Here is a 25,224-nt window from a genome sequence, read left to right on the forward strand (position 1 = left end):
TACACAGGAGAGGCAATGGATTTCCGGTTCAAGGCAGGCAGGCTTCCCATCCTGGTGTCGATGCCCCATGCGGGCACCGACATCCCGGACGAGGTGGCAAGCACGATGGCACCGTGCGCCACGGCGCGCGCGGATACCGACTGGCACCTGCCCGAACTGTACGGCTTCCTGGAAGAGATGGGGGCGTCGACCATCTCGGCGCGCTGGTCGCGCTACCTGATCGACCTGAACCGCCCGCCGGAGAATACCAACCTGTATCCCGGGATGGACACGACGGGGCTGTGCCCGGTCGACACCTTCGGCCGCGAGAGCCTGTACCTGCCGGGCAGGCTGCCCGACGAGGCCGAGGTGAAGCGCAGGCTGGAGCGCTACTGGATGCCTTACCACGCACAGCTGCGGGCCGAGCTCGACCGCCTGAAGGCGCAATTCGGCCGGGTGGTGCTGTGGGACGCGCATTCGATCGCATCGAGGGTGCCGCGCTTCTTCGAGGGCAGGCTGCCGGACCTGAACTTCGGCACCGCCGACGGCAGCTCCTGCGCGCCGGGGCTGGAACAAGCGATCGTCGGCGTGGCGCGTGAGCAGGACCGCTTCAGCATCGCCGTCAACGGCCGCTTCAAGGGCGGCCACATCACGCGCCATTACGGCCGGCCGCGGGACGATGTCCATGCGATCCAGCTCGAGATGTGCCAGTGCCTGTACATGAACGAGCAAGCGCCGTTCGAATACCGGCCCGAGGTCGCGGCCGAGGTGCAGCCGCTGCTGAAGGAAATGATCCGCTCCGCCGCAGGGTGGGCAACCGAGCGGGTGCGGGCATGAGGGCCCTGTTCGCACGTCATGCCTTGCTGCCGGAGGGCTGGCGGCGCGACGTGCTGCTCGAATGGAACGCGCACGGCGACCTGACCCGCGTGGAAGCGCAGGCCGCGCCGCCGCTGGCCGTCGCGCGTGCCGACTACGTGCTGCCGGGGATGGTCAACCTGCACTCGCACGCCTTCCAGCGCGCGCTGGGCGGGCTGACCGAACGCGCCGCGCCTGGCCCGAACTGCGGGCCGGACAGCTTCTGGACCTGGCGCGACCTGATGTACCGCTTCGCCGCCCGCATCACCCCTGAACAGATCGAGGCCATCGCCGCCCAGCTGTTCTCGGAATGCCTGCGCCACGGCTATACATCGGTATGCGAGTTCCACTACCTGCAGCGCGGCCCGGATGGCGAGACCTATGCGCGGCCCGCCGAAACCGCCGAGCGCGTGGCCGCGGCCGGCCAGGCCACCGGCATGGGACTGACCCTGCTGCCGGTGCTGTACAGCCATGCCGGCTTCGGCGAGCAGCCGCTGCGTCCGGAGCAGCGGCGCTTCCGTACGGATGTCGACGACATTTTGTCCATCGTGGACGCACTCGGTCCGCTGCGCGGCGGGCAGCTCGAAGTCGGGGCGGCGCCGCATTCCCTGCGCGCCGCGACGATTGCCCAGGTGCGCGAACTGGCCGCGGCCCTGGCGCCGGAACGTCCCCTGCACATCCACATCGCCGAGCAGCAGGGCGAAGTCGAGCAGAGCATCGCGTTTTCGGGCCGGCGCCCGGTCGCCTGGCTGATGGACCAGGTGGAAATCGACGCGCGCTGGTGCCTGGTGCATGCGACCCACCTGACCGGCGACGAAACAGCGGCGCTCGCACGCAGCGGCGCCGTGGCCGGCCTGTGCCCGACCACCGAGGCCAACCTGGGCGATGGCGTGTTCCCGCTGCAGTCCTTCATCGAGGCGGGCGGGCGCTTCGGCATCGGCAGCGACAGCCACGTGTCGCAAAGCCCGGTCGAGGAATTGCGCTGGCTGGAATACGGCCAGCGCCTGGTGCACCAGCGCCGCAACATCGCTTTCACGCCCGAACAGCGCGACGTCGGCCAGTACCTGTGGCAGGGCGCGCTGCGCGGCGGCGCCCAGGCCACCGGCCGCAAGGTCGGCGCGCTGGAAGAGGGGCGCCGCGCGGACCTGCTGGTGCTGGACGGGACGCATCCGAACCTGGAGGGAGCGCTCGACGAGGACGTGCTCGGCCGCTTCCTGTTCTGCGGTAACGACAACCTGGTGCGCGACGTGCTGTGCGGCGGGCGCTGGGTAGTGCAGGCAGGCCGCCACATGGCCCAGGACGCGATCGCCCGGCGCTACCGGCAGGCCATGCAGCAGTTACGTGAATCGAGTGAGGCAGGCACATGACCGTATTGATTCCCTTCGCAGGACTGTCGCCGGTGCCGTGGAAGAACGGCGGCGGCAGCACGACCGAGATCGCCATCGGCCCGCCGGATGCCGGCTTCGAGGATTTCGACTGGCGCGTGAGCCTGGCCACCATCGAAAAGGATGGCGCCTTCTCGCAGTTTCCGGGCGTGGACCGCACGCTGGCGCTGGTCGAGGGCCATGGCATGCAGCTGGAGATCGACGGCGAGCCGACGCTCGTGACCGAGCTCGACCCGGTCGTCGCCTTCGACGGCAGCTCGACGGTCCTGGCAAAGCTCAACCGGGGCGGCAGCACCGACTTCAATGCGATGACGCGCAGCGACCGCTGCTACCACACCTTCGGGCGCCGCCGCCTGTCCGGCGCCTCTACTTTTGTCGCGCGCGCCGACGTGACCGTGCTGTTCCTGGCCGAAGGCGACGCCCTCGAGCTGCGCAACGAGAAGGAGCGCATCGGCCTGGTGCGCTTCGATGCGGTGCTGCTCGATCCGGGCTCGGTGTGGAAGCTCGAAGCGGGGCAGGGCATGATCTTCATCGTCGACATCTGGTACCACAACGAGGAAGAGGACGAGGAATCCTATGAGTGAAGCGGCGGACCTGCTGTTCACCAACGTGAAGCTGGCCACGATGGTGGCGACGGCGGCGGACGGCTATGGCGCGCTCGAGGATGCGGCGCTGGCCGTCAAGGACGGCCGCATCGCCTGGCTGGGCGCACGCCGCGACGCGCCGGCGGCAGCGGCAACGCACGATTGCGGCGGCGCCTGGATGACGCCGGGCCTGGTCGACTGCCACACGCACATCGTCCATGCCGGCAACCGCAGCAACGAATGGGAAGCGCGCCTGAACGGCGCCAGCTACGAAGACATCGCGCGCCAGGGCGGCGGCATCATGTCCACCGTGCGCGCCACGCGCGAAGCGGATGTGGACGCGCTGCTGGCCCAGAGCCTGCCGCGCGTGGCGGCCCTGTTGGCCGAAGGCGTCACCACGCTCGAGATCAAGTCGGGCTACGGGCTCGAGTTCGCGGCCGAGGAGCGCATGCTGCGCGCGGCGCGCCAGGTGGCGCAGCGGCTGCCGGTGCGCGTCGCCACGACCTTCCTCGGTGCGCATGCGCTGCCGCCGGAATTCGCCGGACGCGCCGACGACTACGTGGACGCACTGTGCGCCGACATGCTGCCGCGGCTTGCCGCGCTGGGCCTGGTCGACGCGGTGGACGCCTTCTGCGAACGGATCGGTTTCACCAATGCACAGACTGAACGGGTGTTCGCCGCTGCACGGGCGCTCGGGCTGCCGGTGAAGCTGCATGCCGAGCAACTGTCGGACCAGGGGGGCGCCGAACTGGTGGCGCGCCATGGGGGGCTGTCGGCCGACCATCTCGAGTACCTGACCCCGGCCGGCATCGATGCCATGGCGCGCGCGGGCACCGTGGCGGTGTTGCTGCCGGGTGCCTACTACTTCCTGCGCGAGACCACGCCGCCGCCGATCGCCGCGTTGCGCGAGGCGGGCGTGCCGATGGCGGTTGCCACCGACTGCAACCCCGGCACCTCGCCGATGACCTCCCTGCTGCTGGCAATGAACATGGCCTGTACCTTGTGGCGCCTCACGCCGCAGGAAGCCTTGCTGGGCGCGACCAGCCACGCCGCGCGCGCGCTCGGCCTGCATGCCGAGATCGGCACGCTCGAAGCAGGCAAGCGCGCCGACCTGGCACTGTGGGACATCGCCCGCCCGGCCGACCTGGCCTATGCAATGGGCTTCAATCCTTGCCGCGCCGTGGTGAACGGCGGGATCGTCCGGCCGCCGCACATCACGCCCGGTGCTGCCTAACAGCGACGCGTGAATGCTGCGTGGCGGGTACCGCGGGGCCCGTATCCGTTACGCATGCACAATCTCTCTACAGCTGAATCCGTTGTCCTTGAGCGGCGTCAAATCGCCAAATTCCCACTGGGGAATGATGAGCTTAACGGCAGTAAAAACAAGCAGTAACAACCGTAACCAGTTGTAAGGCTTAATTGATTATTAAGGATCCACACCTATAGTCTGAAGCGTGTGATTCATCATCTCCCCTCCCCATTTGATGAAAATGGGTTCGCCCACGGCGCCTTCCGGCCCGTGGGTTTTTCTTTGTGCGTTCGCTGAACGCCTTGCGTCGTCCCGGGTTGCGTCAGGCGCGGCGCGCGGCCAACGCGTCGAGGGTGTCGCCGGTAAGGCGGCAGGTGCGCCAGTCGGGCAGGATATCGGCGCCCATCGCCTTGTAGAACTGGATCGCCGGCTCGTTCCAGTCCAGTACCGACCATTCGAAGCGGCCGCACTGGCGCTCGACGGCGATCTGCGCGAGGCGGGTCAGCATCTGGGTGCCGTAGCCCTTGCCGCGGTGCGACTGGCGCACATACAGGTCTTCCAGGTACAAGCCCTTTTTGGTCAGGAAGGTCGAGAAGTTATGGAAGAACAGCGCGAAGCACACCACTTCGCCGTCTTCCTCGCCGATGATAGCCTCGCACGACGGGCGCGCCCCGAACAGGCCTTCGTGCAGCAGGGCTTCGGTGGCAACCACCAGGTGCTCGAGCTTTTCGAACACGGCCAGCTCCACGATCATCGAATGGATATGGGCGACATCTTGCGGGGTGGCGGGACGGATGGAAAAAGTGGTCATGGTGTTTCGAGTGGATTGTTCAGGTTCGCGGATTGCACCGGTTTGGCCGCGGGTGCGCGCAGGGCCCAGGCCACGCTGGCCAGGCACAGGATCATGCCGGCGAATTCGAGCGCGCCAGGACGGTAGCCTTCGAGCTGGATCGACAGCAGCACCGACAGCACCGGCGTGATGACGCCGATGTACACGGTCTTCTGGGCGCCGATGCGGTTGATGAGCGTGAAATAGGCGAAGAAGGCGATGACGGAACCGAAAATCGACAGGTACACCAGGCCGGCCCAGTAGGTCACGCTGGCGGGCAGCACGAAACTGTCGCCATGCAGCAGCGACCACACGGTGACCAGCGAAGCACCCCACAACATCGACCAGGCCATCGTCAGCGGCAGGTTGTCGCACTGTTCCTTCACCTTGGTGACCACGATGCTGCCGGCCGAACTGGCGATGGTCGCGGCCAGCGCCAGGATCACGCCGGCGATGAACTTGGGACTGCCACCAAGCTGGTAATCGGCCCATGCCTCGCCGATCGAATGCCAGAACAGCAGGGCGACACCGGCGAATGCGACCACGCCGCAGCCGATGGTGCGCCGGCTGATGCCGGTGCCGAAGAACAGGCTGCTCAGGAGCGGCGTCCAGAACACCATCAGCGCGAACACCACCGCCACCAGGCCCGAGACGACGTACTGCTCGGATTCGTAGGTACACAGGTAGGAGATGCAGAAGGTGAGGATACCCTGCAGCGCAATCCACTTGTGGGCGCGCAGCGGCAGCGACAGGCGGTCGCGCCGCACCAGGCAGATCGCGAACAAGGTGGCGGCGGCGAGGAAGAAGCGATAGGCCACCGAAACGGCGGGCGGTGCTTCGCCCAGTTGCAAGGTGATGGCGAAGAAGGTCGAGCCCCAGATCAGCGAGGCGACGGTGAAGAGGACGGAAGAAGGCATCGCGGGAGTATACGTGCTCCCGCATTTTCCCGCACGTGCGATGCGCCGGTTCTCGTAGGGTGGGCGGACAAGCCGTGCACCCTACGCTAATACGCGAGCTTCATGCGGCGGTACAGGAACGACAGCACGAACAGCGGCCCGATGAGCAGGAAGCGCAGGTCCTCGAAGAATGAAGGCTTCTTGCCTTCGATCTTGTGGCCGATGAACTGGCCGATCCAGGCCACCACGAAGATCGCGATCGACACCGGCAGCACGGTCATGTCGGGCAGCAGCGCGAGCAGGCCGAGCATCACGGCGCTCATGACGCCCATGCCGACCGCGAACTGGCGCGACAGCTTCGTGTAGTAATAGAGCGAGGCGAGCGTCGTCGCCACCGCCACCAGCGGATGGATCGCCCACAGGATGCCGAGCAGGCTCAGGACGATCAGCGGGATGCACACGAAGTGGATGATCTCGTTGGTGTGGTTGCGGTGGCTTTCGGCGTAGCGCGCCAGCAGGATATCGATGTGGCGTGGTTGCGAACGGTGTTCCATGGGTGTCTCCGGCTTTGATGTCGTGGTCGACGTTTTTTGACCGATTCTACACCGTCTCCTCCTGTATTTGCGCTGCAGGCGCTGCCGCCCGCGGCGCCTGCAGGCGCAGGTTCGGGTGGTTGGCGAACAGCTCGGAAATCCATTCGACGAAGACGCGCACCTTGGCCGAGAGGTGGCGGTTCTGCGGGTAGACGATATGGACCGGCAGCGGGTCGACATGCCACTCCGGCAGCAGCTGCACCATGCGGCCGGCGGCAATGTGCTGGTCCAGCAGGTAGTCCGTGATGTTGATGATGCCCAGGCCGGCCAGGCCCGCATGCACATAGGCGTTCGAGTCGTTCAGGGCGATCGTGCCGGGCAGGGCCACCTCGATGCGCTCGCCGTCGCGCGTGAAGTCCCACTTGGAGATCTTGCCGGTCTTGGCCGAGAAGTAGTTGACGCAGCGGTGACGGTCGAGCTCGCGCGGGTGCTGCGGCATGCCATGGCGTGCGATATAGCCGGGGGAGGCGGCGGTGAGAAAGTTGATCACGCCGATGCGGCGCGCGATCAGGTTCGGGTCGAACAGTTCGCCGCCACGCACCGCGCAGTCCACGCCTTCCTCGACCAGGTCGACTGGGCGGTCGGTACTGCCCAGTTCCAGGGTGATGTCCGGGTAGCGCTCGAAGAAGGCGGGAAGGGCGGGAATCAGGATTTCCGATGCCAGGCCGGTGGGCGTATCCACGCGCAGCCGCCCGCCGGGACTAAGGCGGTGGCGCGACAGCGATTCCTCGGCGTCGCGCACGTCCGCCAGGATCTGCACGCAGCGCTCGTAATAGGCCGCGCCGTCCGAGGTGATCATCACCTGGCGCGTGGTGCGGTGCAGCAGTTTGACGGCCAGCGTCGATTCGAGCGTCTGGATCAGTGTCGAGACGGTTGCCTTGGGCAGGTTCAGCATGTCGGCCGCCTTGGTGAAGCTGCCGCAGTCGACGACCTGGATGAACACTTCCATTGCCTGGAGCTTGTTCATGGCACGGCCTCCTTCAGAAATCTCGTTATTGTTCGGCAAACCTGAATAATCTATTCGGTATTGCCATCTTTATCCGATTGTAGTTGAAGACTATAGTGTGTGCATCGCAACAAAAAGACAACATACGGAGCCGGTCATGAGCATGCGGGACGGAATCTTCACCACGGTCGCGGTCGCCCTCAGCGGGCTTGCGCTGGCGGGCCTGCTGGGAACAGACGCCTATTCGCGGGCTGCCGGCGCCGAAGCGCGCGGCCTGAAGGCGCTCTCGATGCAGGTCGAGATGCAGTGCGGCACACCCTGTGAAGGGAACGATGCCGAACGCTGGGCCGCGGCGCCGAAAGGAGGCCGTCCATGAGCGCGGTACTGGAAGACGTCGGCGCGAGCGCGGTCGAGGTGCGCGAGCTCGAAGTCGGTGGTGCGGACGGTCCGCTGGCAGCCCGGCTGTATGTCGCCAATGGGGTGTCCAGGGCTGCGGCCGGCACCCCTGCCAAGCGCGACACCCTCGTCGTCTTCTTCCATGGCGGCGGCTTCGTCTCGGGCGACCTGCAGGAGGCGGACGAGTTCCTGCGTCACCTGGCGCAGTGCAACGACGAGCGCGCCGTGCTGGCATCGAATTACACGCTGGCCACCGTAAAACCCTTCCCGGCGGCGGTGGAAGACGCGCACGCGGTGCTGCTGTGGACGACGAAGAACAAGGCAAGGCTCGGCTGGTCCGGCAAGAAGCTGGTGGTGGCCGGCATCGAGGCGGGCGCCAACCTGGCGGCCGTGTGCGGGCTGATGGCGCGCGACCGCGCCGCGCCCAAGCTGGCCGGCCAGATCCTGATCATGCCGATGCTCGATCCCGGCCTGTCGACCTGCTCGATGCGCCAGATGAACCAGTGCCCCGACCGCGAAAGAGTGACCAGCAGCTGCGCCGAGGCCTACCGCGGCTACCTGCCGCATGCGGCCGACCGCGCGCATCCGTACGCCTCGCCGCTGCGCTCGACGCGCCTGAAGAACCTGCCGCCGGCCCTGATCCTTTCGGCCGAGGATGATCCATTGTGCGACGAGGCCGAACAATACGGCGCAAAACTCATCAATGCCGGGGTGCGCACCACGGTGCGGCGCATGCCGCCGGCGCCGCTGGTGGAGCCGGGAGGACGCAACGAATGTGCATGCAAGGTGCACGCGCTGGCGGAGATCGCCAACTTCCTTGCAGGGCTGGACCGCTGACCGGCCAGCAGTACCCGAACAATCGCTGTCTCCTGTGTTACCGCGCCTTGTGGCGCGGGGAGGCCCTGTTTTTCCCAAGACCCGTCGCCACGGCGACGTGAGGGAGTTTTTCAAGAGAGGTGAGCCATGACGCATTCGCATGCAAACGCGCACACAGCCGCACCGCCCGGCCACCCTCGCGCCATGCGCTGCCGATGTCGGCATTGACGCCGGTGCCAGGTCGCGCGCACTGAGCGGAACGCTCCGCTCCCGATAACCCAGTCAGGAATCCGGCCGCCACGCCCACGGGCGCGGACAGGCCCCCTTTTATCCTCGCATCCGGCCCCGTTCCGGCTGCGACAGGGATGGTTTTGTCTCTTAGTTTGTCATCATAAGAAAGGTTCATCATGAACAACCAACAACGACGGATGGGCACAGTCAACACGCTCGTGGGACTGCTTGCGGCCGCGGGCCTGGCGGGCGCGGTCTTGACGGGCTGCGCCGATGCCAACAGCAAGGCCGAGCCGGCGGCGCCCGCTGCGCCGCCGGTCTCCGCAGCGGTGGTCATCGAAAAGCCGGTCGCCGAGACCCAGGAATTCTCGGGCAGGCTGGAAGCGGTCGAGGTGGTCGAGATCCGCCCGCGCGTGAGCGGCTACATCACCGCCGTTCATTTCAGGCCGGGCGCCGAGGTGAAGCAGGGGGACGTGCTGTTCGTGATCGACCCGCGCCCCTACCAGGCCGAAGCCGACCGCGCCGGAGCGGCCGCGAGTGCGGCCCGTGCCCGCGCCGACCTGGCGCGCCTGGAACTGCAGCGCGCCGAGCGGCTCCTGGCGGACAAGGCGATCGCCCAGCGCGAGTTCGACGAGAAAGCCGCCGCCCAGAAGGAGCTCGACGCCAACGCAAGAGCCGCCCAGGCCCAGTTCGAGGCGGCGCGCCTGAACCTGGCCTACACCCGGATCACCGCGCCGATCGACGGGCGCGTCTCGAAAGCCGAGATCACCCTCGGCAACCTGGTCGACGCCAGCGCGGTGCTGACCTCGGTGGTCTCGCTCGACCGCATCTACGCCAGCTTCGACGGCGACGAAGAAACCTACCTGCGCGTCGGCACGCGTGCCCAGCGCGGCCAGGCCGCCATCGTCAAGGTCGGACTGACCAATGAAGAAGGCTTCCCGCACGAAGGCAGGCTCGAATTCGTCGACAACCAGCTCGACCCCCGTACCGGCAGCGTGCGCATGCGCGCCACCCTGGACAACGCCGACCGTGCGCTCGCCCCGGGCCTGTTCGCCCGCGTGCAGGTCGGCAGCGGCGTGGCCGGCAAGGCCGTGGTGATCAACGAGCGCGCGGTCGGCACCGACCAGAGCCGCAAGTACGTCGTGGTGGTCGGTCCCGACAGCAAGGCCGAATACCGCCCCGTCACGCTCGGCCCGGTCGTCGACGGCATGCGCGTGGTGCGTTCGGGCCTCAAGCCCGGCGAGAAGATCGTCGTCAACGGCCTGCAGCGCGTGCGTCCGGGGGCGCCGGTCGCGCCGCAGATGGTGGCGATGGATGCCGACCCGGCCGCGGCGGCGAAGGCCGGGGGCGCGCAAGTCGCCATGAACACCACGGGCAAGGAGTAAGACCATGAATTTCTCCCGCTTCTTCGTCGACAAGCCGATCTTCGCGGTCGTGCTGTCGGTGATCGTCTTCGTGGGCGGCCTGATCTCGATCTTCCAGCTGCCGGTATCCGAGTATCCCGAGGTCGTGCCGCCTTCGGTGGTGGTGCGCGCCCAGTACCCGGGCGCGAACCCGAAGGTGATCGCCGAAACCGTGGCCGCGCCGCTGGAAGAGCAGATCAACGGCATCGAGGACATGCTCTACATGAGCTCGCAGAACACCTCGGACGGCGCCCTGGCGCTGACCCTGACCTTCGCGATCGGCACCGACATCGACCGCGCCGAGAGCCAGGTGCAGAACCGCGTCCAGCGTGCGCTGCCGCGCCTGCCCGAGGAGGTGCGCCAGATCGGCGTCACCACGGTGAAAAGTTCGCCGAACCTGACCATGGTGGTGCACCTGAATTCGCCTGACGGCCGCTACGACGACCTGTACCTGCGCAACTACGCGGTGCTGAACATCAAGGACCAGCTGGCGCGCCTGGACGGCATGGGTGACGTCCAGCTGTTCGGCTCGGGCGACTACGCCATGCGCGTCTGGCTCGATCCGCAAAAGGTCGCTGCGCGCAACCTGACCGCCGGCGACGTGGTCGCCAGTATCCGCGAGCAGAACGTGCAGGTCGCCGCCGGCGTGGTCGGCCAGGGCCCGAGCAAGGACGCGCAGTTCCAGTTGACCGTCAACACCCAGGGCCGCCTGTCGAGCGTGGAGGAGTTCGGCGACATCGTGGTCAAGGCCAACGAGGACGGCGCCGTCACCCTGCTCAAGGACGTGGCGCGCCTGGAAATGGGGTCCAGCTCCTATGCGCTGCGTTCGCTGCTGAACAACAAGTCGGCAGTGGCGATCCCGATCTTCGAGGCGCCCAACGCCAACGCGCTGCAGCTGTCGAGCGATGTGCGCGCCAAGATGGAAGAGCTCTCGAAAGACTTTCCGGAGGGCGTCGAATACAGCATCGTGTACGACCCCACCCAGTTCGTGCGCCAGTCGATCGACTCCGTCATCCACACCCTGCTCGAAGCCGTGGTGCTGGTGGCGCTGGTCGTGATCGTGTTCCTGCAGACCTGGCGCGCCTCGATCATCCCCTTGCTGGCCGTGCCGGTCTCGGTGGTGGGCACGTTTGCCGTGATGCTGATGTTCGGCTTTTCGATCAACACGCTGTCGCTGTTCGGCCTGGTACTGGCGATCGGCATCGTGGTCGACGACGCCATCGTGGTCGTGGAAAACGTCGAGCGCAACATCGGCAATGGATTGAGCCCGCACGACGCGACCATCCAGGCCATGAAGGAAGTGTCCGGCCCGATCATCGCCATCGCCCTGGTGCTGTGCGCCGTGTTCGTGCCGATCGCCTTCGTCGCCGGCCTGACCGGCCAGTTCTACCGCCAGTTCGCCCTGACCATCGCGATGTCGACCGTGATCTCGGCCTTCGTTTCCCTGACACTGGCGCCGGCGCTGTCGGCTGCGCTGCTGAAGGCGCACGATGCACCGAAGGATGCGCTGACGCGCTGGATGGACAGGCTGTTCGGCCGTTTCTTTGCCGCCTTCAACCGCTTCTTCGGCCGCTCCTCGCAGCGCTACGAAGGCGGCGTGAAGACGGTCTTGCGGCGCAAGAGCGCGACCCTGGGCGTGTACCTGGCGCTCGGTGTCGCCGCGATGTTCATGTTCAAGGCGGTGCCGCCCGGCTTCGTGCCGGCCCAGGACAAGGGTTACCTGATCGGCTTTGCCCAGTTGCCGGACGCCGCCTCGCTCGACCGCACCGACGCCGTGATCCGCCGCATGTCGTCCATCGCCAGGGAGATTCCGGGCGTGGAATCCTCGATCGCCTTTCCCGGCCTGTCGATCAACGGTTTCACCAATGCGCCGAACGCGGGCATCGTGTTCGTCGGGCTCAAGCCGACCAGCGAACGCAAGGCCAGGGAACTGTCGGCCGATGCCATCGCACATGAGATCAACAAGCGCATGGGCGCGGTGCAGGATGCCTTCGTGATGGTGCTGCCGCCGCCCCCGGTGAACGGCCTGGGCACGACCGGCGGCTTCAAGATGATGCTGGAGGACCGCGGCAACCTCGGCTACGACGAGCTGTACAAGGCGACGCAGGCGCTGCAGGCCAAGGCATGGGACACCCCGGAACTGGCGGGCGTGTTCTCGAGTTACCAGATCAACGTGCCGCAGCTGTTCGCGGACGTCGACCGGGTGAAAGCCAAGCAGCTCGGCGTGCCGCTGGCGACCATTTACCAGACCCTGCAGGTGAACCTCGGTTCGCTCTACGTGAACGATTTCAACCAGTTCGGGCGCACCTACCAGGTGCGGGTGCAGGCCGACGCCCAGTTCCGCTCGCAGCCCGAACAGATCGCCCAGCTGAAGGTGCGCAACGACAAGGGCGAGATGATCCCGCTGTCCAGCCTGATGCGGGTGAAGGACAGCTACGGCCCGGACCGCGTCCAGCGCTACAACAACTATGTGGCGGCCGATATCAACGGCGGCCCGGCGCCGGGCGTGTCCTCGGGCCAGGCCCAGGCCATCATGGAACAGCTGGCCAGGGAAACGCTACCGAAGGGAATCGCCTACGAATGGACCGACCTGACCTACCAGGAAATCCTGTCCGGTAACACCATGCTTGTCGTGTTCCCGCTGTGCGTGCTGCTGGTGTTCCTGGTGCTGGCCGCGCAGTACGAAAGCTGGACCCTGCCGCTGGCGGTGATCCTGATCGTGCCGATGTCCATCCTGTGCGCCCTCGCCGGCGTGAAGCTGACCGGCGGCGACAACAACATCTTTACGCAGATTGCGTTGTTCGTGCTGGTCGGTTTGGCCTCGAAGAACGCCATCCTGATCGTGGAATTCGCGCGCGAGCTGGAGGACCACGGCCGCAGCGTCGTCGAGGCCGCGCTGGAAGCGTCCCGCCTGCGCCTGCGCCCGATCCTGATGACCTCGATCGCCTTCATCATGGGTGTGGTGCCGCTGGTGTTCTCGAGCGGCGCCGGCGCCGAGATGCGCCATGCGATGGGCGTGGCGGTGTTCTTCGGCATGCTGGGCGTGACCTTCTTCGGCCTGTTCCTGACGCCGGTGTTCTACGTCCTGCTGCGTACGCTGGGCAAACGGTTCGACAAGAAGGCGGTCGTGGCGAAGGCGCCGGCCAGCCTGGAAGGAGTGCATTGACATGAACAGCATGATCGCAAGGGGCGTGGCCCCGCTGCTGGCGGTGCTGTTGCTGACTGCCTGCGCCACGCCGGCATTCAAGCAGCCGGCCGTCGAGACGCCGGCGGCATTCCGCGAAGCGCAGGTGCCTGCTTCCGGGCTGACAAGCGCCGACGGCGCGCGCTGGAAGAAGGCAGAGCCGGCCGAAGCGCAGCCGCGCGGCCAATGGTGGCTGGCTTTCAACGACCCGGCGCTGACGGCGCTGGTCGAGGAAGCCGGCGCCAACAATGCCGACCTGGCGGTGGCGGCAAGCCGCGTGAAGCAGGCGCGCGCCATCGCCGGCATCGTCGGGGCGGAGCGCGTGCCGCAGGTGGGTATCGGCGTCGGCGCCCAGCGCGCCCGCCCGTCGGCGCTGGAAGCGAACCTGCCGCAGGGGACGTCCACCCAACCCGCAAGCACTTACACGGCAAGTCTCAGCGCCAGCTATGAAGTCGACCTGTTCGGCCGCGTGGCGGCGGGTGTGGCGGCAGCGCGCGGCGATGCGGCAACGAGCGAGGCGAACTACCGTTCTGTGCTGCTGGCCCTGCAGGCGGACGTGGCGCAGACCTATTTCCGGCTGCGCGCCCTCGATGCGGAACTCGACACGCTGGCGCGCACCGTGCGCCTGCGCGAAGAAAGCGTCAATGTGAACCAGCGCCGCTTCGAGCTGGGCGACATCGGCGAGTTCGACCTGTCGCGCGCCCGCCTTGAGGCGGCGACGGCGCGCGCCGAGGCACTCGGCCTGCAGCGCCAGCGCGCCACCACCGAGCATGCGCTTGCGGTCCTGCTGGGCAAGCCGGCATCGAGCTTCGTGGCCGGCGCCAATCCGCTGCGCGATTCGATGGCGCTGCCGGCGGTTCCGGCCGGCTTGCCGTCCGCGCTGCTCGAACGCCGTCCCGACATCGTGGCCGCGCAGCGTGCGATGGAGGCGTCGAACGCCCGTATCGGCGTGGCGCGCGGCGCGATGTTCCCGGCGCTGACCATCAGCGCCGCGGGTGGCGGTGTCGGCGGCGCGTTCTCGGACGTGTTCCGGTGGAGCAGCCGCTCCTGGGTGCTGGGCCTGTTGACCGCAATGCCGCTCATCGACGGCGGCCGCAACCGGGCGAACGTGGAACGCAGCGAAGCGGTGCTGGAGGAATCGGTGGGCGCTTATCGCCAGAGCGTGCTCGTTGCGTTCGCCGAGGTCGAGGACAACCTGGCCGGCCTGCGCATCCTGGCAGGCCAGGCCGAGCAGATCGACGCGGCGCAGCTGGCGGCGCGGCGCTCGGCCGAGCTGGCGCAGAAGCTGTACGATGCCGGCCGCTCCAGCTACCTCGAACTGCTGGATGCGCAGCGCAACCTGGCTGCCGTCGAACGAACGGCGGTGCAATTGCGCGGCAACCGTGCGATGACGACGGTGGCGCTGATCCGCGCGCTGGGCGGTGGCTGGGACGCGTCCCAGCCGGGCGGAGCCAAGCTCGCAAGCAACTGATCATTCATTCGATTCGTGTGCCTTACGGCGGTACGCGCAAGCGTCCGCCGTTTTTTTTGCTGAGGTAGCAAAACTACAGAGTTTAGGAAGAATTCAATTGACACATAAAAAGTTAACACCCAAAATTTCCCCGTCCACACATGTATTGACGAGGTTTGGCCGCTCTCTTGGTAGTCAAATTACTCGTTAAGCATGGTTGTTGACTGTTGTTATCGCTTTCTCAGAACGACCTCATTACCAATCCGTACCAAAAACCCGGAGGAGACATGAAGAAGAAAGTAAGCGTTGCAGCCGTGCTTGCAGCAAGCACCATCATGATGTCGATGCCTGCCACTGCGGCCACGCCGCCGGCCCAGGCAGGCAACAGTTCAGCCGTCCTGCTGCAGGGATTCCACTGGAACTCGGCCGGTTACAGCAACCCGAACTGGTACAACACCTTGCACAATAATGTGGCAGACCTGAAGGCGATGGGCTTCAGCCATGTGTGGTTCCCGCCGTCGTCGGATTCGGCGGCAAGGGAAGGCTACCTGCCGCGCCAGCTGAACAACCTCAATTCCAGCTACGGCAGCTCGGCCGAGCTGACCAACGTGGTGCGCGCCTTTACCAATAACGGCATCCATGCGGTCGCCGATATCGTGGTCAACCACCGTGTCGGATCGACCGGCTGGTCCGATTTCACCAACCCGAACTGGACCCGCCACACGATCGTGAACAACGACGAATGCAACTGCGGGCTCGGGAATGCGGATACCGGCTCGGGTTTCAACGCCGGCCGCGACATCGACCATACCAATGTCGGCGAAACCCAGAACGGCATCATCAATTGGCTCAACTACACCCTGAAACCGGTCGGCTTCAGCGGGCTGCGCTTCGATTACGTGAAGGGGTTCGGCGCACAGTACGCCGGGCAGTATGCGAACGCCTTCAACGCCCAGTTCTGCGTGGGCGAGCTGTGGACCGACCTCAACCTGAACAACATCGACGCCCACCGCCAGCAGATCATGAACTGGATCAACGGTACCGGCAACAGCTGCGGCGCCTTCGACTTCACGACCAAGGGCCTGCTCAACGACGCGCTGCACAACGGGAATTACTGGCGCCTGCGCGATTCCACCGGCAAGCCGCAGGGCGCGGTAGGCTGGTGGCCGGCGATGGCGGTGACCTTCGTCGACAACCACGATACCGGTCCTTCGGAAAGCTGCGGCGTGGGCCAGAACCACTGGCCGGTGCCGTGCGGCGCGGTGATGCAGGGCTACGCCTACATCCTGAGCCATCCGGGCATCCCGACGGTCTACTACCCGCACATCTACAACTGGAACCTCAAGACGCCGATCAGCGCGCTGATGCAGGCGCGCCGCACGGCGGGCGTGCATTCGACCTCGCCGGTCGCGATCCAGGCCGCCACGCAGGGCCTGTACGCGGCGATCATCACCGGCAGGACGCGCCAGCTGGCGATGAAGATCGGTCCGAACAGCTGGAGCCCGGGCACCGGCTGGACGCTGCAGACCTCCGGCACCAACTACGCGGTCTGGATGAAGTAAGGTCGCTCCTTGCCTGCGCCGCCGAGTCACTGCGGCGCGCGGGCAGGCAAGGGAACGCGGCGCCTCCACGGCGCCGCTACAATGCGGGCATGACGACCGCAGCTTCCCCGACCCTGACCGGGCTTGCCCCGGTCATCGATGCCGACGTGCGCATCCTCGTGCTGGGCAGCTTTCCCGGCGCGGCCTCGCTCGCCGCCGCCCAGTACTACGCTCAGGTGTTTATGCACGACGAGGTTTGTTCAGCGTGTATCTAAAACGGGCCTTGAATCCGCGCGAAATCTGGCGCTGGAGTTATCCACATCGTCAAAATCTGAGATGAAGTGTTCATTTCGAATATTGCTTCGTTTAACTTACTATCAAGCAAGGTTGCCCAATGTTAGTTGGCTTGCCTCCCATTCTTGATCAGCAAACCCGTATTGTCATTCTTGGAAGTTTTCCTGGTGAGGCTTCGCTTTCGGCAAAGCGATACTATGCCCACCCTAGGAATCAATTCTGGCGGCTTATGTCTGCAGTGACCAATGAGCCTCTTGCAGATATGGATTACAACGACCGATTGGATCGCTTGCTTGCTCACCAGATCGGCCTGTGGGACACCATCGCTGCTTGTGAACGTGAAGGAAGCCTGGACGCTGCCATTCGTCAGGCACAGACCAACGAATTCGGTGTTTTGCTACAGCACAGCCCTCAGCTTTTCCGCGTCTGCTTCAACGGTAAGACCTCCGGAAAATCCGCACAACGCTTTGGGGTGGCAGGCTTCGAAACCCTCGTATTGCCGTCGTCATCACCAGCCTATGCTCATATGTCTTTCGACGATAAGCTGGCTGTTTGGAAGAAGATCGTGAAACCTTAGCGATAGCGGCGACAGTCGGCATACGTAGAGCGGCCCATATCGTGCACGATATGCCATTCTAAATGTCTGCAATGTCGACAGCGGGCTGTCGTGACAATCCGCGATTTTTCAACTTGGGCAACCTGCTATGCTTAGTCAAACGGCCGCGATCTGCCAAAAGCGGAAGTGAATGAGTGGCGGCCGTTGGGTGCGCTATCCGCTCAATATACAAATATCGAATCGCCGATGCCGCAATACCTCCGAACTAGCAGTGTCCGGCTCATCGAGGCTAGCCAGGAAGCGCTGCATTTAGCGTTTGTCGGGCTAGGGTTGCCTGCGCGCCAGGAGCTCCGCGTTGGTGCCGCGCAGTTCGCTGCATCTGCTGGGCTTATTGGTGTGGCAGTTGAACAAGTTCTGTCCGCCATACTTGTGCAGGTATTGGGCGAAGATGCGTTAATGTCGAGCCGGACCCAGTTCAAGTCTGCTCGTGAAGTGCTTCAAGATATTCGAGCTCTACTGATAGCCCCGCCACCACGAGCATCGTTCTTGACTTACGGACTTCCAGATGCTGCCGCTCACCGACAAGAACTCCACAGGGCCACAGAGGGATTCACGCTCATCATTGGCGAGCGTGCGGCGGGCCTTCATGCAGGTCAAGGTCCATCGCGTGCCGTCGCCATGATGCAGGCACAGAAGGTTCTTGCCTTCTACAACCTATTAGCGCGTTCGAGCCGCGTTCGACCATACCTCGAGCAACGTCCTCGCCCGCCGGAGACCCGTCTTGATACCGATGTCATTGTCGATGATTTGGCACGTCGCTTCATCGAAGCTGAAACGCTGGGGGAGCGGAGCGCCGCCCTGCGGTCTTTGTTTCTTGTGCTTCCGGAAGTTCCGGCGATAGCTCCCGATTGGTTAGACGCATTCGACCGATCTGCAGTGGCGCCAACGAACGATGACATCAACCTTTTACTTCAGACCCTCGAACGCGCAGCCCCAGTCCGGTTTCATCGGCTAAATGCTGGTGGCCAAGGCTTAGCGGTCGCCGTACGGCCCAATGATGCGAACGCGCTTCCGATAGCGCCTCACCACCTACGTCGGGCGTTTGGGGACGTGCTCGGACAGTTCGACGCCTACGTCGGCACGGCGAATGGGCGTCTGAACGAGGGACATCTAGAGGTGCCACCCGAGAGCTTTCTGCTCGACTTGTGGGTATTGGGACCCAATCAACTTGTCCAAGAGTTAAATCGCGAGAGGCTGACGGCGCATGACGCCTGGCCATTAATCGTGACCGCGCTATCGTCGCCTCGGATCAACCGTCCGTTCTGGTTCTTGGTCTCTATGGTAGATGACCTGGGGCAGCTTGTTGCCCAATTGCGTCGAGCTTTCGCTGTCGGTGGCGGTGGGAATCTTCGACAACAGCAGGCCCCAACGTTGGAGGCGATTGAGGCGCTGCGACACACGCAAGTGTTAGCGCCGGATAACCCATTCGTGGCTACTGTGCGTAGAGCCTACGCCGAAGCTGGCGCCCGTCGCGAAGCTATTGCTCTGGCCATTGAGCGTAATCGTGGAGCCGCTCGAGACGCTGGACCGGAAGCCGAGGTCGTCCTTCGTCGAGTGTCGGAAGGCGAGTTGGCAGTGGGGCAAGCGTTCGAAGCGGTCTTAGGCCTACCCAATCAAGAGGCAAAGCGTTACTGGGCTCGTCTTCTGGCTGAGGCGGCGTCGGATCCGGAGGATCGAGACATGCTTGTTAGGATTCATCGCGACGACGACCTAGTGCCTGCCCAGTCCGCAGCCCGAAAGGCGATGAAACTCATCGACGCAGTTAGTTACGGACCTCAGGTGGAACTCGAATAGACAGCTTCGGCTTGCAGCCAAACTAGTTCCAGAATTCTGCAAAAAGCAAACACGTATCTATTGTTCAACACCTACTCTGCGGTGATGACGCTGCTAAGAAGTGTCAGCAATGGGTCGGGTGCCGCCGGTCGCCATCGGCAGCAGTCGGCCACAAGCGGACAGTCCGGATTTAGTACCAACACTAATTACATTGAAGGTCTCATGAGTACGTCGCTAAACGCCGAAAGTTTTATGGGTGAGCCCGTTTCATGGCAACAAAATAATAGAAAAGGGAGAAATAATGGCATTTTCTGATAGTGTGCGCTATAAATTGTCAATAGAAACTGGAGGTTTTTGTTCGAATCCAGATTGCCGATCACTCACTGGAGTTTTCTTGCCAGGAGCTGCTCGATCAGTTGGCGATGGCGCTCATATTGTCGCCGAAAATGAAGACGGGCCGCGTGGAAAGTCACCATTAACACCTGAGCAGCGTGCAATGGAAAGCAATGGCACATGGCTTTGTCCCACTTGTCATCGCATAGTCGATAAAACTCGACCAGGTGATTACTCAATAGATCAGCTCCACCGCTGGAAGAATGAAGCTAAAACTTGGTGGATTCAAAACCAAGGAAAGCAACTTCAGGCCATCGCACAACCTGATGCGCGAGCGCTAGTGGCAAGGCCCAGTTCAGCTTCCTTACTTGGAGCAGAGGCATTTCTTAAAGCTCATCAGTCTCTCTTCAATGCGCTACAAAACTTACGTTGGCAACAACCTCCACCTTTTCAACGTGAAATTCCTATCTCAGACGCAGTTGAGCATCACATACAGCAGATGTCCACAAGTCCTAAAATCGGATTGAACTGGACAACTCAATGGAACACGACTTATCACTGCGACGACAAAGAATTGCTTAGCCACATGCAAGAACTTATTCGATGCACGGATAAAATCTGCCGTACTGGACCTGCAATTGGTGTACCCCCAAGAATGGTTGACTTCAAGTCTCCCGACATACTTGCTCAAGGTATCGAAAGATATATAACTGTCTGGAAAAATTTTGACAGCTGCCTTCAAGCATATAAAAAGTGGGGGCAATGAAATCAACCCGACGTGTTACCAAAATAATCCGCATTGAATTCCATTTGGCTAGAGGAATAAATGGAGCCTTGGGAAGCATATAAAGTTAAACCAGCAGGTGGATTTCGCCCCATAGATAATTCACTACAGCCATTTGATAAGATCAGTCACACATCGCATGTGGAGCAAGCATTAAATATTGTGCTAGATGGAGCTATCAAGCCTGGTTTGGTATTTGATAAATCGCATTTGAATACAAGCAGAATCTTGGTCGGTTGGCTCTCCCCGAACCATTGGTTTAAAGGCTATCGGTATGGCAACATTAAATTCGATTTTGATTTTCAATCCCTAATTTCCGGGAAAAATTTTTACTGGGTTGAAGTGATCGAAGATTACTCACCGCACGCATGTCGAATATTAATTACCGATCAGGATCGTAGTTCGCTTTTAAAGAAATACGATCCAACCTTACGTGACGGTCCATGGTTTTACGACTTAACGACAAATCGCCACTTCTTCAACGGGAATTTTTGTCTCGAGTTTATGTTTGAAGACTCGTTAACACTGGACTTAATGTCAGGATTTGGCTTTGTTGATCATCACGATAATTTTTGCTTCCTACATCGGCTGAAACCCCACTTATGCGATCAAAAGGGAGCTACCGGGCCAACAGGAGGGGCAAAATTCCTCATGAAAGCGGCAGCTAGAGAAATCGATTTATTCCCCATCAAAAAATTTCTTCTTGATGCAAATGGAAAATATAAAACCGACATTCTACTAGCTATTCAAAAGATCAGTCGCCAACATAAGATTAGTAGTAAATATGGCGGGCCGATAGATATTATTAATCCTGGTTCAGAAGCGCTTGCCAGGGCTGTTCTCAATGCAATCGTAAATAAAAACATGAATGAGGCGAATTTACTTGCCGACCTTTTCGACGATCAAGATTCCTTACTCTGCAATATTGGTCACGTTATTCAGGCGACTTTAGAAGTCGGCTCGATTTCAGATGTGATTAGCGAACTATATTAATTTCCTTGGTACGTGCAGGTTTGTTGTTCAGACGCCATCGGAAAAAGTTTATCGCAAAAGATGGTCGGCAGTTAAAGCTGTGATAAAGAAAAAATGGAAAGAGACAAAGTGGATCAGAACGAGCTTAAAAGCTGCCATGACTTAATAAACGCACTGACGAATCCAAACATTAGGCCATTTCTTGACATCAACAAGGTTCTTCAATCACGAATTTATGTGTCGGTGATAAAGCTTGCAATAAAAATCGCATTGAAACATGGCAACCTTACTATGCTAAATAACTTGCTAAGTAGTCACCCAAAATTTATCGTGAACTTGCTGCCGAATCCGCTCATCAGGGACTGAATCTCGTCGAGCAGGTCTGCGCCATTCTTGGCAACGAAGCGACGCCAGAAGTGCTTGGCATGCTTCCACAGGATCTCGATTCGATTCAGCTCTGGACTGTAGGGTGGCAGATAGTACAAATACAGGCCATGTTTCGCCCACTGGCGCCGCTTCTTGTCGATCGGAGCGCCCTTGTGTATGCCGGCGTTGTCGATCAAGACGATTCGTGGAACCTCGTGCGCTTGAGCCGCGACTTGATCGAAGAACGCGATCACATCCTCACGTGTCGTCGGTCGCTGCTGCGTAGTCCAAGTCAACGAGCCGTCGTGGCGCAATGCGCCGAGTACGTTCACGCGCTGACGATGCGCGAGCGGTTCAACAGCCCGGGTCTGGCCGATTTTCCCCCATCCATACTGCACCGGCGGATTCGGACTGAAACCTGACTCGTCGAAGTACAGCAGTTCGCACTGCTGTTCGTGGTCGAGCCGGGACAGCGCGTCGATCACTTTGCTGGCGTGCTCGAACGCTTCTTGATTTCGCTTTTTTTTAAACTATACCGATAGCGCTTGTACGTGAAATCCATCTCCTTGAGGTATCGCTTGGCCGTGTTCTCGCTGATCGGCACCCGGTCTTGGTTCTGCCCAACCTGGCGCAGCAGTGCACCCACAGTCCCGCCCTCAGAAACCGCCAACTCACCGAAAGCCTGCTGTTGCTGGGCGGTCCACTTTCTCGGTCGGCCGGTATGACGTCCCTCGTACAACCCGGCCAAGCCAAGCTTGCTCCACCGTTGCCGCCACTGCTCGACGCTGTTCAGATGCACGCCGAATTCGTCAGCAGTCTTCTGGAGGGTCAGGCCTTGGCTCAGGCGCAAAATCCCTTGCGCTCGCATCCGCGTCCTCGGATGCGGATGAAAAACGCCCATCTCACGCAGCGTGCGCTGCTCGTCCTCGGTCAACTCCAAGTGCTTCATCGCTCAACCCCTGCTGCATTGCCAATCTGACTTTGACAGCAAAAAATGGGCGACTACTTAGCCGCAGTTGAAGATACGCCACACGCTCAATCTCTAGTTATCGCCGCGCAATCAAAGCTTAATATTGTAGTTACCGACACGGCTCCCCGGAAGTTCAGAAAGGTAATGGGATTTCAAATGGGAGTTCAAATAGCTAAGGCTCCAAAAGCGGAGCCAGCTAAACAAGTTGTTAAGAAGGCGAGTATTAAAACGCCTGTCGGAAGGGACAAAATGGATAGGCAAAGTCAGGATTTGATGGATTCGCGTCTAATTTTGCCAGGCAGCTACGGAAGTGGGAAGCGACGCTAGAGTGGAGTATTTCTGCGGCACTGGTCGGCAGATACAAGAGGGAGCTTAATCGACGTTGTTCCGTGTTGTTCCAAAAACTCATTGACACTAATTCAAGCGTACGGTAGAGTCCGGTACATCGTGGAACAACAGGAGCGCAAGTGCCATATACCGCATCAAAATCCCCTACCAAGGATCGCCCAGGTTTCAGCATCAGCTTCCGACATCCTTGCCGGAACGACTCTAAGGGTAAGCCCGGCCTGAAGGTTCGGCGCGGCCTTGGTACTGCCATCGCCGAGGAGGCGGATGCGCTCGTTGCCCAGATGAACAAGTTGCTGGCCGATGAGTCGTGGTGGAACGCTAGTCGGTACAACGAAGCCCTTCAGGCCTTTAGCCCGATTGTCGTCGATGCCTTCTTCGACGGACTGCAGGCCAGCGTGCCGAACCCTGTGGCGCTACGCGACAGCGTCATCCCCTTGCCTGGTCGCGCGGATGGCTATGCCCGTGTCCTGTTCGTCGGCACGACCGGCGCAGGCAAGACCTCGCTTCTTCGACACCTGATCGGCTCCAACCCCGACAAGGATCGCTTCCCATCGACCTCGACCGCGAAGACCACGGTGTCCGACATCGAGGTGATCCCGGACGATGGCCCGTACCGTGCAGCCGTCACCTTCTTCTCGGAGCATGCCATCCGGGCAAACGTTGAGGACTGTGTGGTGGCAGCCTGCTCGGCCGTGTGGGACTCGATGGGTGACGAAAAGGTGGCAGACAGGTTGCTGCACCACGCCGACCAACGCTTCCGCCTGAGCTACCTGCTGGGCGCCTGGAAGACGCCTAGCGATGACGTCGCGGACGATGACTGGGACTTCGGTGGCGGCGATGGACCATCTGCGGCCCCGGTGGCTGACGACCGGGAAGCCGTGCCGCCCGCGGATGCCGCCGCTCTGCAAATCAAGCTGGCCGGCTACGTAGATCGGGTGAAGACTATTGCCGCAGCGATGGCAGCTGCGATCAAAGCAGAACTGCTGCCCGAGCCGTCTACTGCGCAGCCCGAAGACCTGCAGGCCGCGCTTGAAATCTTTCAAAGCGAGCTGCTGGATGACGAGGCCTTCCGGGACTTGGTGTTGGATATCATGGACGACATCCAGCTGCGGTTTGACCGCCTGGACGTGGGTACACTCACCAAGCGCGGCAAGGCTGCCCGCTGGCCTGAACTGTGGACCTATGAAACCGCCGACCGGGACGATTTTTTGCGTCAGGTGCGCTGGTTCTCCAGCAACTACGCGCCGGCCTTCGGCCGCCTGTTGACCCCGCTGGTTGACGGCATCCGTGTGCGCGGTCCTCTGCATCCTGTTTTCACGAATCGCCGCGACAAGGTGGTCTACCTCGACGGCCAAGGTCTCGGCCACACTCCTGACTCTTCCAGCAGTGTGACCACGCATGTGACCCAGCGGTTCGCCGACGTGGACACGATCCTGTTAGTGGACAACGCTGAGCAGCCTATTCAGGCTGCTGCGCAGGCAGTGCTGCGTGCGGTGGCTGCCAGCGGCAACTACGGCAAGCTCGCCATCGCTTTCACGCACTTTGATCAGGTGAAGGGACTCAACCTGCCTGGGTTCGCCGCCAAACGGGCCCATGTGCTGGCCTCGGTGTACAACTATCTGGCTCGCCTCCGAGAGGTGCTGAACGGCCCGATAGTGACCGCGATCGAGCGGACGATCGACGCCCAATGTTTCATGCTCGGTGGTCTGGATGCAGCATCCGAGAAGCTGCCCGGCGGCGTCCGGGCGCAGCTAGAGCAGTTGATGGAGCAGTTCGAGCGCTCCATCACGCCGCCGCCACTGCCAGATGCCAAGCCCTCCTATGACCCGTCCGGTCTGGGCTTCGCCGTGCAACGCGCGGCAGAAAGCTTTCAGCGCGCATGGAAATTCCGTCTGGGCTTTGCCTCCAGCGCGGAGATCAGCAAAGAACACTGGACCCGCGTGAAGGCGCTGAACCGCCGCATCGCCAACGAGCTGGACGTGGAGTACGACTCCCTTCGGCCGGTGGCTGACTTCGTGGGCCGAATCACCGAAGAGATCTCCAACTTTCTGGATCACCCAGTGCGCTGGTCTCGCACCCCGAAGGACGACACCGAAGCGCAGGAGGCTATCGCGCCTATTCGCCAGGCTGTCTTCCGCGAGCTGCATTCGCTGGCCGTCGCTCGGCTGGTGGATCAACACCTAGCCGATTGGCGGCGCGGTAACGACCACAAGGGCAAGGGGTCTGCCGATCGCCGTGCTGTGGACATCCGTGGCATCTACGAGCTGGCGGCGCCTGTGCCAGGCACCGTCAACTCTGAGCCGGCACTCGACTTCATGAAGGCGGTGCGCAACATTGTGCGCGCCGCGATTGAGGATCAGGGTGGAGAAATGAAAACGCTTTAATGGCACAGGAACTACTTGGAAACTGCCGAGTATCAATTCGGCGTAGT

General features: G+C 62.2%; 22 protein-coding genes. 16 read left to right on the forward strand and 6 right to left on the reverse strand.

What is annotated here, in order from left to right; all coding sequences use genetic code 11:
• The first annotated feature begins 15 nt into the window (after positions 1-15).
• From hutG to hutI, 4 genes are read left to right on the forward strand one after another with little or no spacing between them, the layout of a single operon-like run.
• Positions 16-816 carry an N-formylglutamate deformylase gene (hutG, locus tag ACFFJK_RS22615; RefSeq protein WP_379681908.1) on the forward strand — a complete coding sequence of 267 codons (801 nt, stop codon included), beginning with the start codon at positions 16-18 and terminating at the stop codon, positions 814-816.
• Positions 813-2,201, forward strand: coding sequence for a formimidoylglutamate deiminase (locus ACFFJK_RS22620; RefSeq protein ID WP_379681909.1), 1,389 nt, complete (start codon positions 813-815; stop codon positions 2,199-2,201). The genes hutG and ACFFJK_RS22620 overlap by 4 nt, the downstream gene beginning before the upstream one ends.
• Positions 2,198-2,803, forward strand: a complete 606-nt coding sequence (locus tag ACFFJK_RS22625) for a HutD/Ves family protein (RefSeq protein WP_379681910.1) — start codon at positions 2,198-2,200, stop codon at positions 2,801-2,803. Before ACFFJK_RS22620 ends, ACFFJK_RS22625 begins: the two co-directional genes overlap by 4 nt.
• The gene (gene hutI / locus ACFFJK_RS22630) at positions 2,796-4,037 is read left to right on the forward strand and encodes an imidazolonepropionase (RefSeq protein ID WP_379681911.1); all 1,242 of its coding nucleotides are present in this window, start codon (positions 2,796-2,798) and stop codon (positions 4,035-4,037) included. Before ACFFJK_RS22625 ends, hutI begins: the two co-directional genes overlap by 8 nt.
• Before the next feature lie 337 nt (positions 4,038-4,374).
• Here hutI and ACFFJK_RS22635 read toward each other — a convergent pair whose 3' ends face one another.
• The 4 genes from ACFFJK_RS22635 to ACFFJK_RS22650 form a co-directional block, all read right to left on the reverse strand.
• Complete coding sequence (locus tag ACFFJK_RS22635) at positions 4,375-4,863, reverse strand: GNAT family N-acetyltransferase (RefSeq protein ID WP_379681912.1); 489 nt, start codon at positions 4,861-4,863, stop codon at positions 4,375-4,377.
• On the reverse strand, positions 4,860-5,798 hold the full coding sequence (locus ACFFJK_RS22640) for a DMT family transporter (RefSeq protein ID WP_379681913.1): 939 nt from the start codon (positions 5,796-5,798) through the stop codon (positions 4,860-4,862). The genes ACFFJK_RS22635 and ACFFJK_RS22640 overlap by 4 nt, the downstream gene beginning before the upstream one ends.
• An 86-nt stretch (positions 5,799-5,884) precedes the next feature.
• Complete coding sequence (locus ACFFJK_RS22645; protein ID WP_379681914.1) at positions 5,885-6,331, reverse strand: Mpo1 family 2-hydroxy fatty acid dioxygenase; 447 nt, start codon at positions 6,329-6,331, stop codon at positions 5,885-5,887.
• A gap of 46 nt (positions 6,332-6,377) precedes the next feature.
• The gene (locus tag ACFFJK_RS22650; protein ID WP_379681915.1) at positions 6,378-7,337 is read right to left on the reverse strand and encodes a LysR family transcriptional regulator; all 960 of its coding nucleotides are present in this window, start codon (positions 7,335-7,337) and stop codon (positions 6,378-6,380) included.
• Positions 7,338-7,473: 136 nt separating this feature from the next.
• Between ACFFJK_RS22650 and ACFFJK_RS22655 the strand changes: the two genes are divergently transcribed.
• The 11 genes from ACFFJK_RS22655 to ACFFJK_RS22705 all read left to right on the forward strand — a co-directional run bounded on the left by ACFFJK_RS22655 (position 7,474) and on the right by ACFFJK_RS22705 (position 21,130).
• Positions 7,474-7,692, forward strand: a complete 219-nt coding sequence (locus tag ACFFJK_RS22655) for a hypothetical protein (protein ID WP_379681916.1) — start codon at positions 7,474-7,476, stop codon at positions 7,690-7,692.
• A complete protein-coding gene (locus tag ACFFJK_RS22660) occupies positions 7,689-8,549 on the forward strand; it encodes an alpha/beta hydrolase (protein WP_379681917.1) in 861 nt (286 codons plus the stop codon). Before ACFFJK_RS22655 ends, ACFFJK_RS22660 begins: the two co-directional genes overlap by 4 nt.
• A 386-nt stretch (positions 8,550-8,935) precedes the next feature.
• Positions 8,936-10,144, forward strand: coding sequence for an efflux RND transporter periplasmic adaptor subunit (locus tag ACFFJK_RS22665; RefSeq protein WP_379681918.1), 1,209 nt, complete (start codon positions 8,936-8,938; stop codon positions 10,142-10,144).
• Positions 10,145-10,148: 4 nt separating this feature from the next.
• Positions 10,149-13,328: an efflux RND transporter permease subunit gene (locus tag ACFFJK_RS22670; protein WP_379681919.1), complete on the forward strand. Its 3,180-nt coding sequence runs from the start codon at positions 10,149-10,151 to the stop codon at positions 13,326-13,328.
• Between the two features lies 1 nt (position 13,329).
• The gene (locus ACFFJK_RS22675) at positions 13,330-14,817 is read left to right on the forward strand and encodes an efflux transporter outer membrane subunit (RefSeq protein WP_379681920.1); all 1,488 of its coding nucleotides are present in this window, start codon (positions 13,330-13,332) and stop codon (positions 14,815-14,817) included.
• Positions 14,818-15,083: 266 nt separating this feature from the next.
• On the forward strand, positions 15,084-16,358 hold the full coding sequence (locus tag ACFFJK_RS22680) for a glucan 1,4-alpha-maltotetraohydrolase domain-containing protein (RefSeq protein WP_379681921.1): 1,275 nt from the start codon (positions 15,084-15,086) through the stop codon (positions 16,356-16,358).
• 89 nt (positions 16,359-16,447) lie between these two features.
• Positions 16,448-16,612 carry a uracil-DNA glycosylase family protein gene (locus ACFFJK_RS22685; protein WP_379681922.1) on the forward strand — a complete coding sequence of 55 codons (165 nt, stop codon included), beginning with the start codon at positions 16,448-16,450 and terminating at the stop codon, positions 16,610-16,612.
• Between the two features lie 119 nt (positions 16,613-16,731).
• Entirely contained in the window at positions 16,732-17,208 is a 477-nt protein-coding gene (locus tag ACFFJK_RS22690; protein WP_379681923.1) for a DNA-deoxyinosine glycosylase, read from the forward strand.
• Between the two features lie 183 nt (positions 17,209-17,391).
• Positions 17,392-19,041, forward strand: a complete 1,650-nt coding sequence (locus ACFFJK_RS22695; protein WP_379681924.1) for a hypothetical protein — start codon at positions 17,392-17,394, stop codon at positions 19,039-19,041.
• Positions 19,042-19,321: 280 nt separating this feature from the next.
• On the forward strand, positions 19,322-20,119 hold the full coding sequence (locus ACFFJK_RS22700) for a hypothetical protein (RefSeq protein WP_379681925.1): 798 nt from the start codon (positions 19,322-19,324) through the stop codon (positions 20,117-20,119).
• A gap of 60 nt (positions 20,120-20,179) precedes the next feature.
• Positions 20,180-21,130 (forward strand): hypothetical protein, encoded by a 951-nt coding sequence (locus ACFFJK_RS22705; RefSeq protein WP_379681926.1) that lies wholly within the window; start codon positions 20,180-20,182, stop codon positions 21,128-21,130.
• A gap of 293 nt (positions 21,131-21,423) precedes the next feature.
• Here ACFFJK_RS22705 and ACFFJK_RS22710 read toward each other — a convergent pair whose 3' ends face one another.
• The gene (locus ACFFJK_RS22710) at positions 21,424-21,960 is read right to left on the reverse strand and encodes an IS630 family transposase (protein ID WP_379681927.1); all 537 of its coding nucleotides are present in this window, start codon (positions 21,958-21,960) and stop codon (positions 21,424-21,426) included.
• Positions 21,957-22,424 (reverse strand): helix-turn-helix domain-containing protein, encoded by a 468-nt coding sequence (locus ACFFJK_RS22715; RefSeq protein ID WP_379681928.1) that lies wholly within the window; start codon positions 22,422-22,424, stop codon positions 21,957-21,959. The genes ACFFJK_RS22710 and ACFFJK_RS22715 overlap by 4 nt, the downstream gene beginning before the upstream one ends.
• A 650-nt stretch (positions 22,425-23,074) precedes the next feature.
• Here ACFFJK_RS22715 and ACFFJK_RS22720 point away from each other — a divergent pair.
• Positions 23,075-25,177 (forward strand): P-loop NTPase family protein, encoded by a 2,103-nt coding sequence (locus tag ACFFJK_RS22720; RefSeq protein WP_379681929.1) that lies wholly within the window; start codon positions 23,075-23,077, stop codon positions 25,175-25,177.
• Positions 25,178-25,224 lie beyond the last annotated feature (47 nt).

The organism is Massilia consociata, from assembly GCF_042432755.1.
Classification (GTDB): Bacteria; Pseudomonadota; Gammaproteobacteria; order Burkholderiales; family Burkholderiaceae_D; genus Telluria; species Telluria consociata.

Bases quoted from the DNA above. Each gene is read 5' to 3' on its own strand.
- hutI (WP_379681911.1), top strand. From the start codon at position 2,796: ATGAGTGAAGCGGCGGACCTGCTGTTCACCAACGTGAAGCTGGCCACG.
- ACFFJK_RS22645 (WP_379681914.1), bottom strand. From the start codon at position 6,331: ATGGAACACCGTTCGCAACCACGCCACATCGATATCCTGCTGGCGCGC.
- ACFFJK_RS22700 (WP_379681925.1), top strand. From the start codon at position 19,322: ATGGCATTTTCTGATAGTGTGCGCTATAAATTGTCAATAGAAACTGGA.
- ACFFJK_RS22665 (WP_379681918.1), top strand. From the start codon at position 8,936: ATGAACAACCAACAACGACGGATGGGCACAGTCAACACGCTCGTGGGA.
- ACFFJK_RS22625 (WP_379681910.1), top strand. From the start codon at position 2,198: ATGACCGTATTGATTCCCTTCGCAGGACTGTCGCCGGTGCCGTGGAAG.
- ACFFJK_RS22675 (WP_379681920.1), top strand. From the start codon at position 13,330: ATGAACAGCATGATCGCAAGGGGCGTGGCCCCGCTGCTGGCGGTGCTG.
- ACFFJK_RS22635 (WP_379681912.1), bottom strand. From the start codon at position 4,863: ATGACCACTTTTTCCATCCGTCCCGCCACCCCGCAAGATGTCGCCCAT.
- ACFFJK_RS22650 (WP_379681915.1), bottom strand. From the start codon at position 7,337: ATGAACAAGCTCCAGGCAATGGAAGTGTTCATCCAGGTCGTCGACTGC.
- ACFFJK_RS22705 (WP_379681926.1), top strand. From the start codon at position 20,180: ATGGAGCCTTGGGAAGCATATAAAGTTAAACCAGCAGGTGGATTTCGC.
- ACFFJK_RS22685 (WP_379681922.1), top strand. From the start codon at position 16,448: ATGACGACCGCAGCTTCCCCGACCCTGACCGGGCTTGCCCCGGTCATC.
- hutG (WP_379681908.1), top strand. From the start codon at position 16: ATGGATTTCCGGTTCAAGGCAGGCAGGCTTCCCATCCTGGTGTCGATG.
- ACFFJK_RS22720 (WP_379681929.1), top strand. From the start codon at position 23,075: ATGAACAAGTTGCTGGCCGATGAGTCGTGGTGGAACGCTAGTCGGTAC.
- ACFFJK_RS22680 (WP_379681921.1), top strand. From the start codon at position 15,084: ATGAAGAAGAAAGTAAGCGTTGCAGCCGTGCTTGCAGCAAGCACCATC.
- ACFFJK_RS22690 (WP_379681923.1), top strand. From the start codon at position 16,732: ATGTTAGTTGGCTTGCCTCCCATTCTTGATCAGCAAACCCGTATTGTC.
- ACFFJK_RS22715 (WP_379681928.1), bottom strand. From the start codon at position 22,424: ATGAAGCACTTGGAGTTGACCGAGGACGAGCAGCGCACGCTGCGTGAG.
- ACFFJK_RS22660 (WP_379681917.1), top strand. From the start codon at position 7,689: ATGAGCGCGGTACTGGAAGACGTCGGCGCGAGCGCGGTCGAGGTGCGC.
- ACFFJK_RS22670 (WP_379681919.1), top strand. From the start codon at position 10,149: ATGAATTTCTCCCGCTTCTTCGTCGACAAGCCGATCTTCGCGGTCGTG.
- ACFFJK_RS22620 (WP_379681909.1), top strand. From the start codon at position 813: ATGAGGGCCCTGTTCGCACGTCATGCCTTGCTGCCGGAGGGCTGGCGG.
- ACFFJK_RS22640 (WP_379681913.1), bottom strand. From the start codon at position 5,798: ATGCCTTCTTCCGTCCTCTTCACCGTCGCCTCGCTGATCTGGGGCTCG.
- ACFFJK_RS22655 (WP_379681916.1), top strand. From the start codon at position 7,474: ATGAGCATGCGGGACGGAATCTTCACCACGGTCGCGGTCGCCCTCAGC.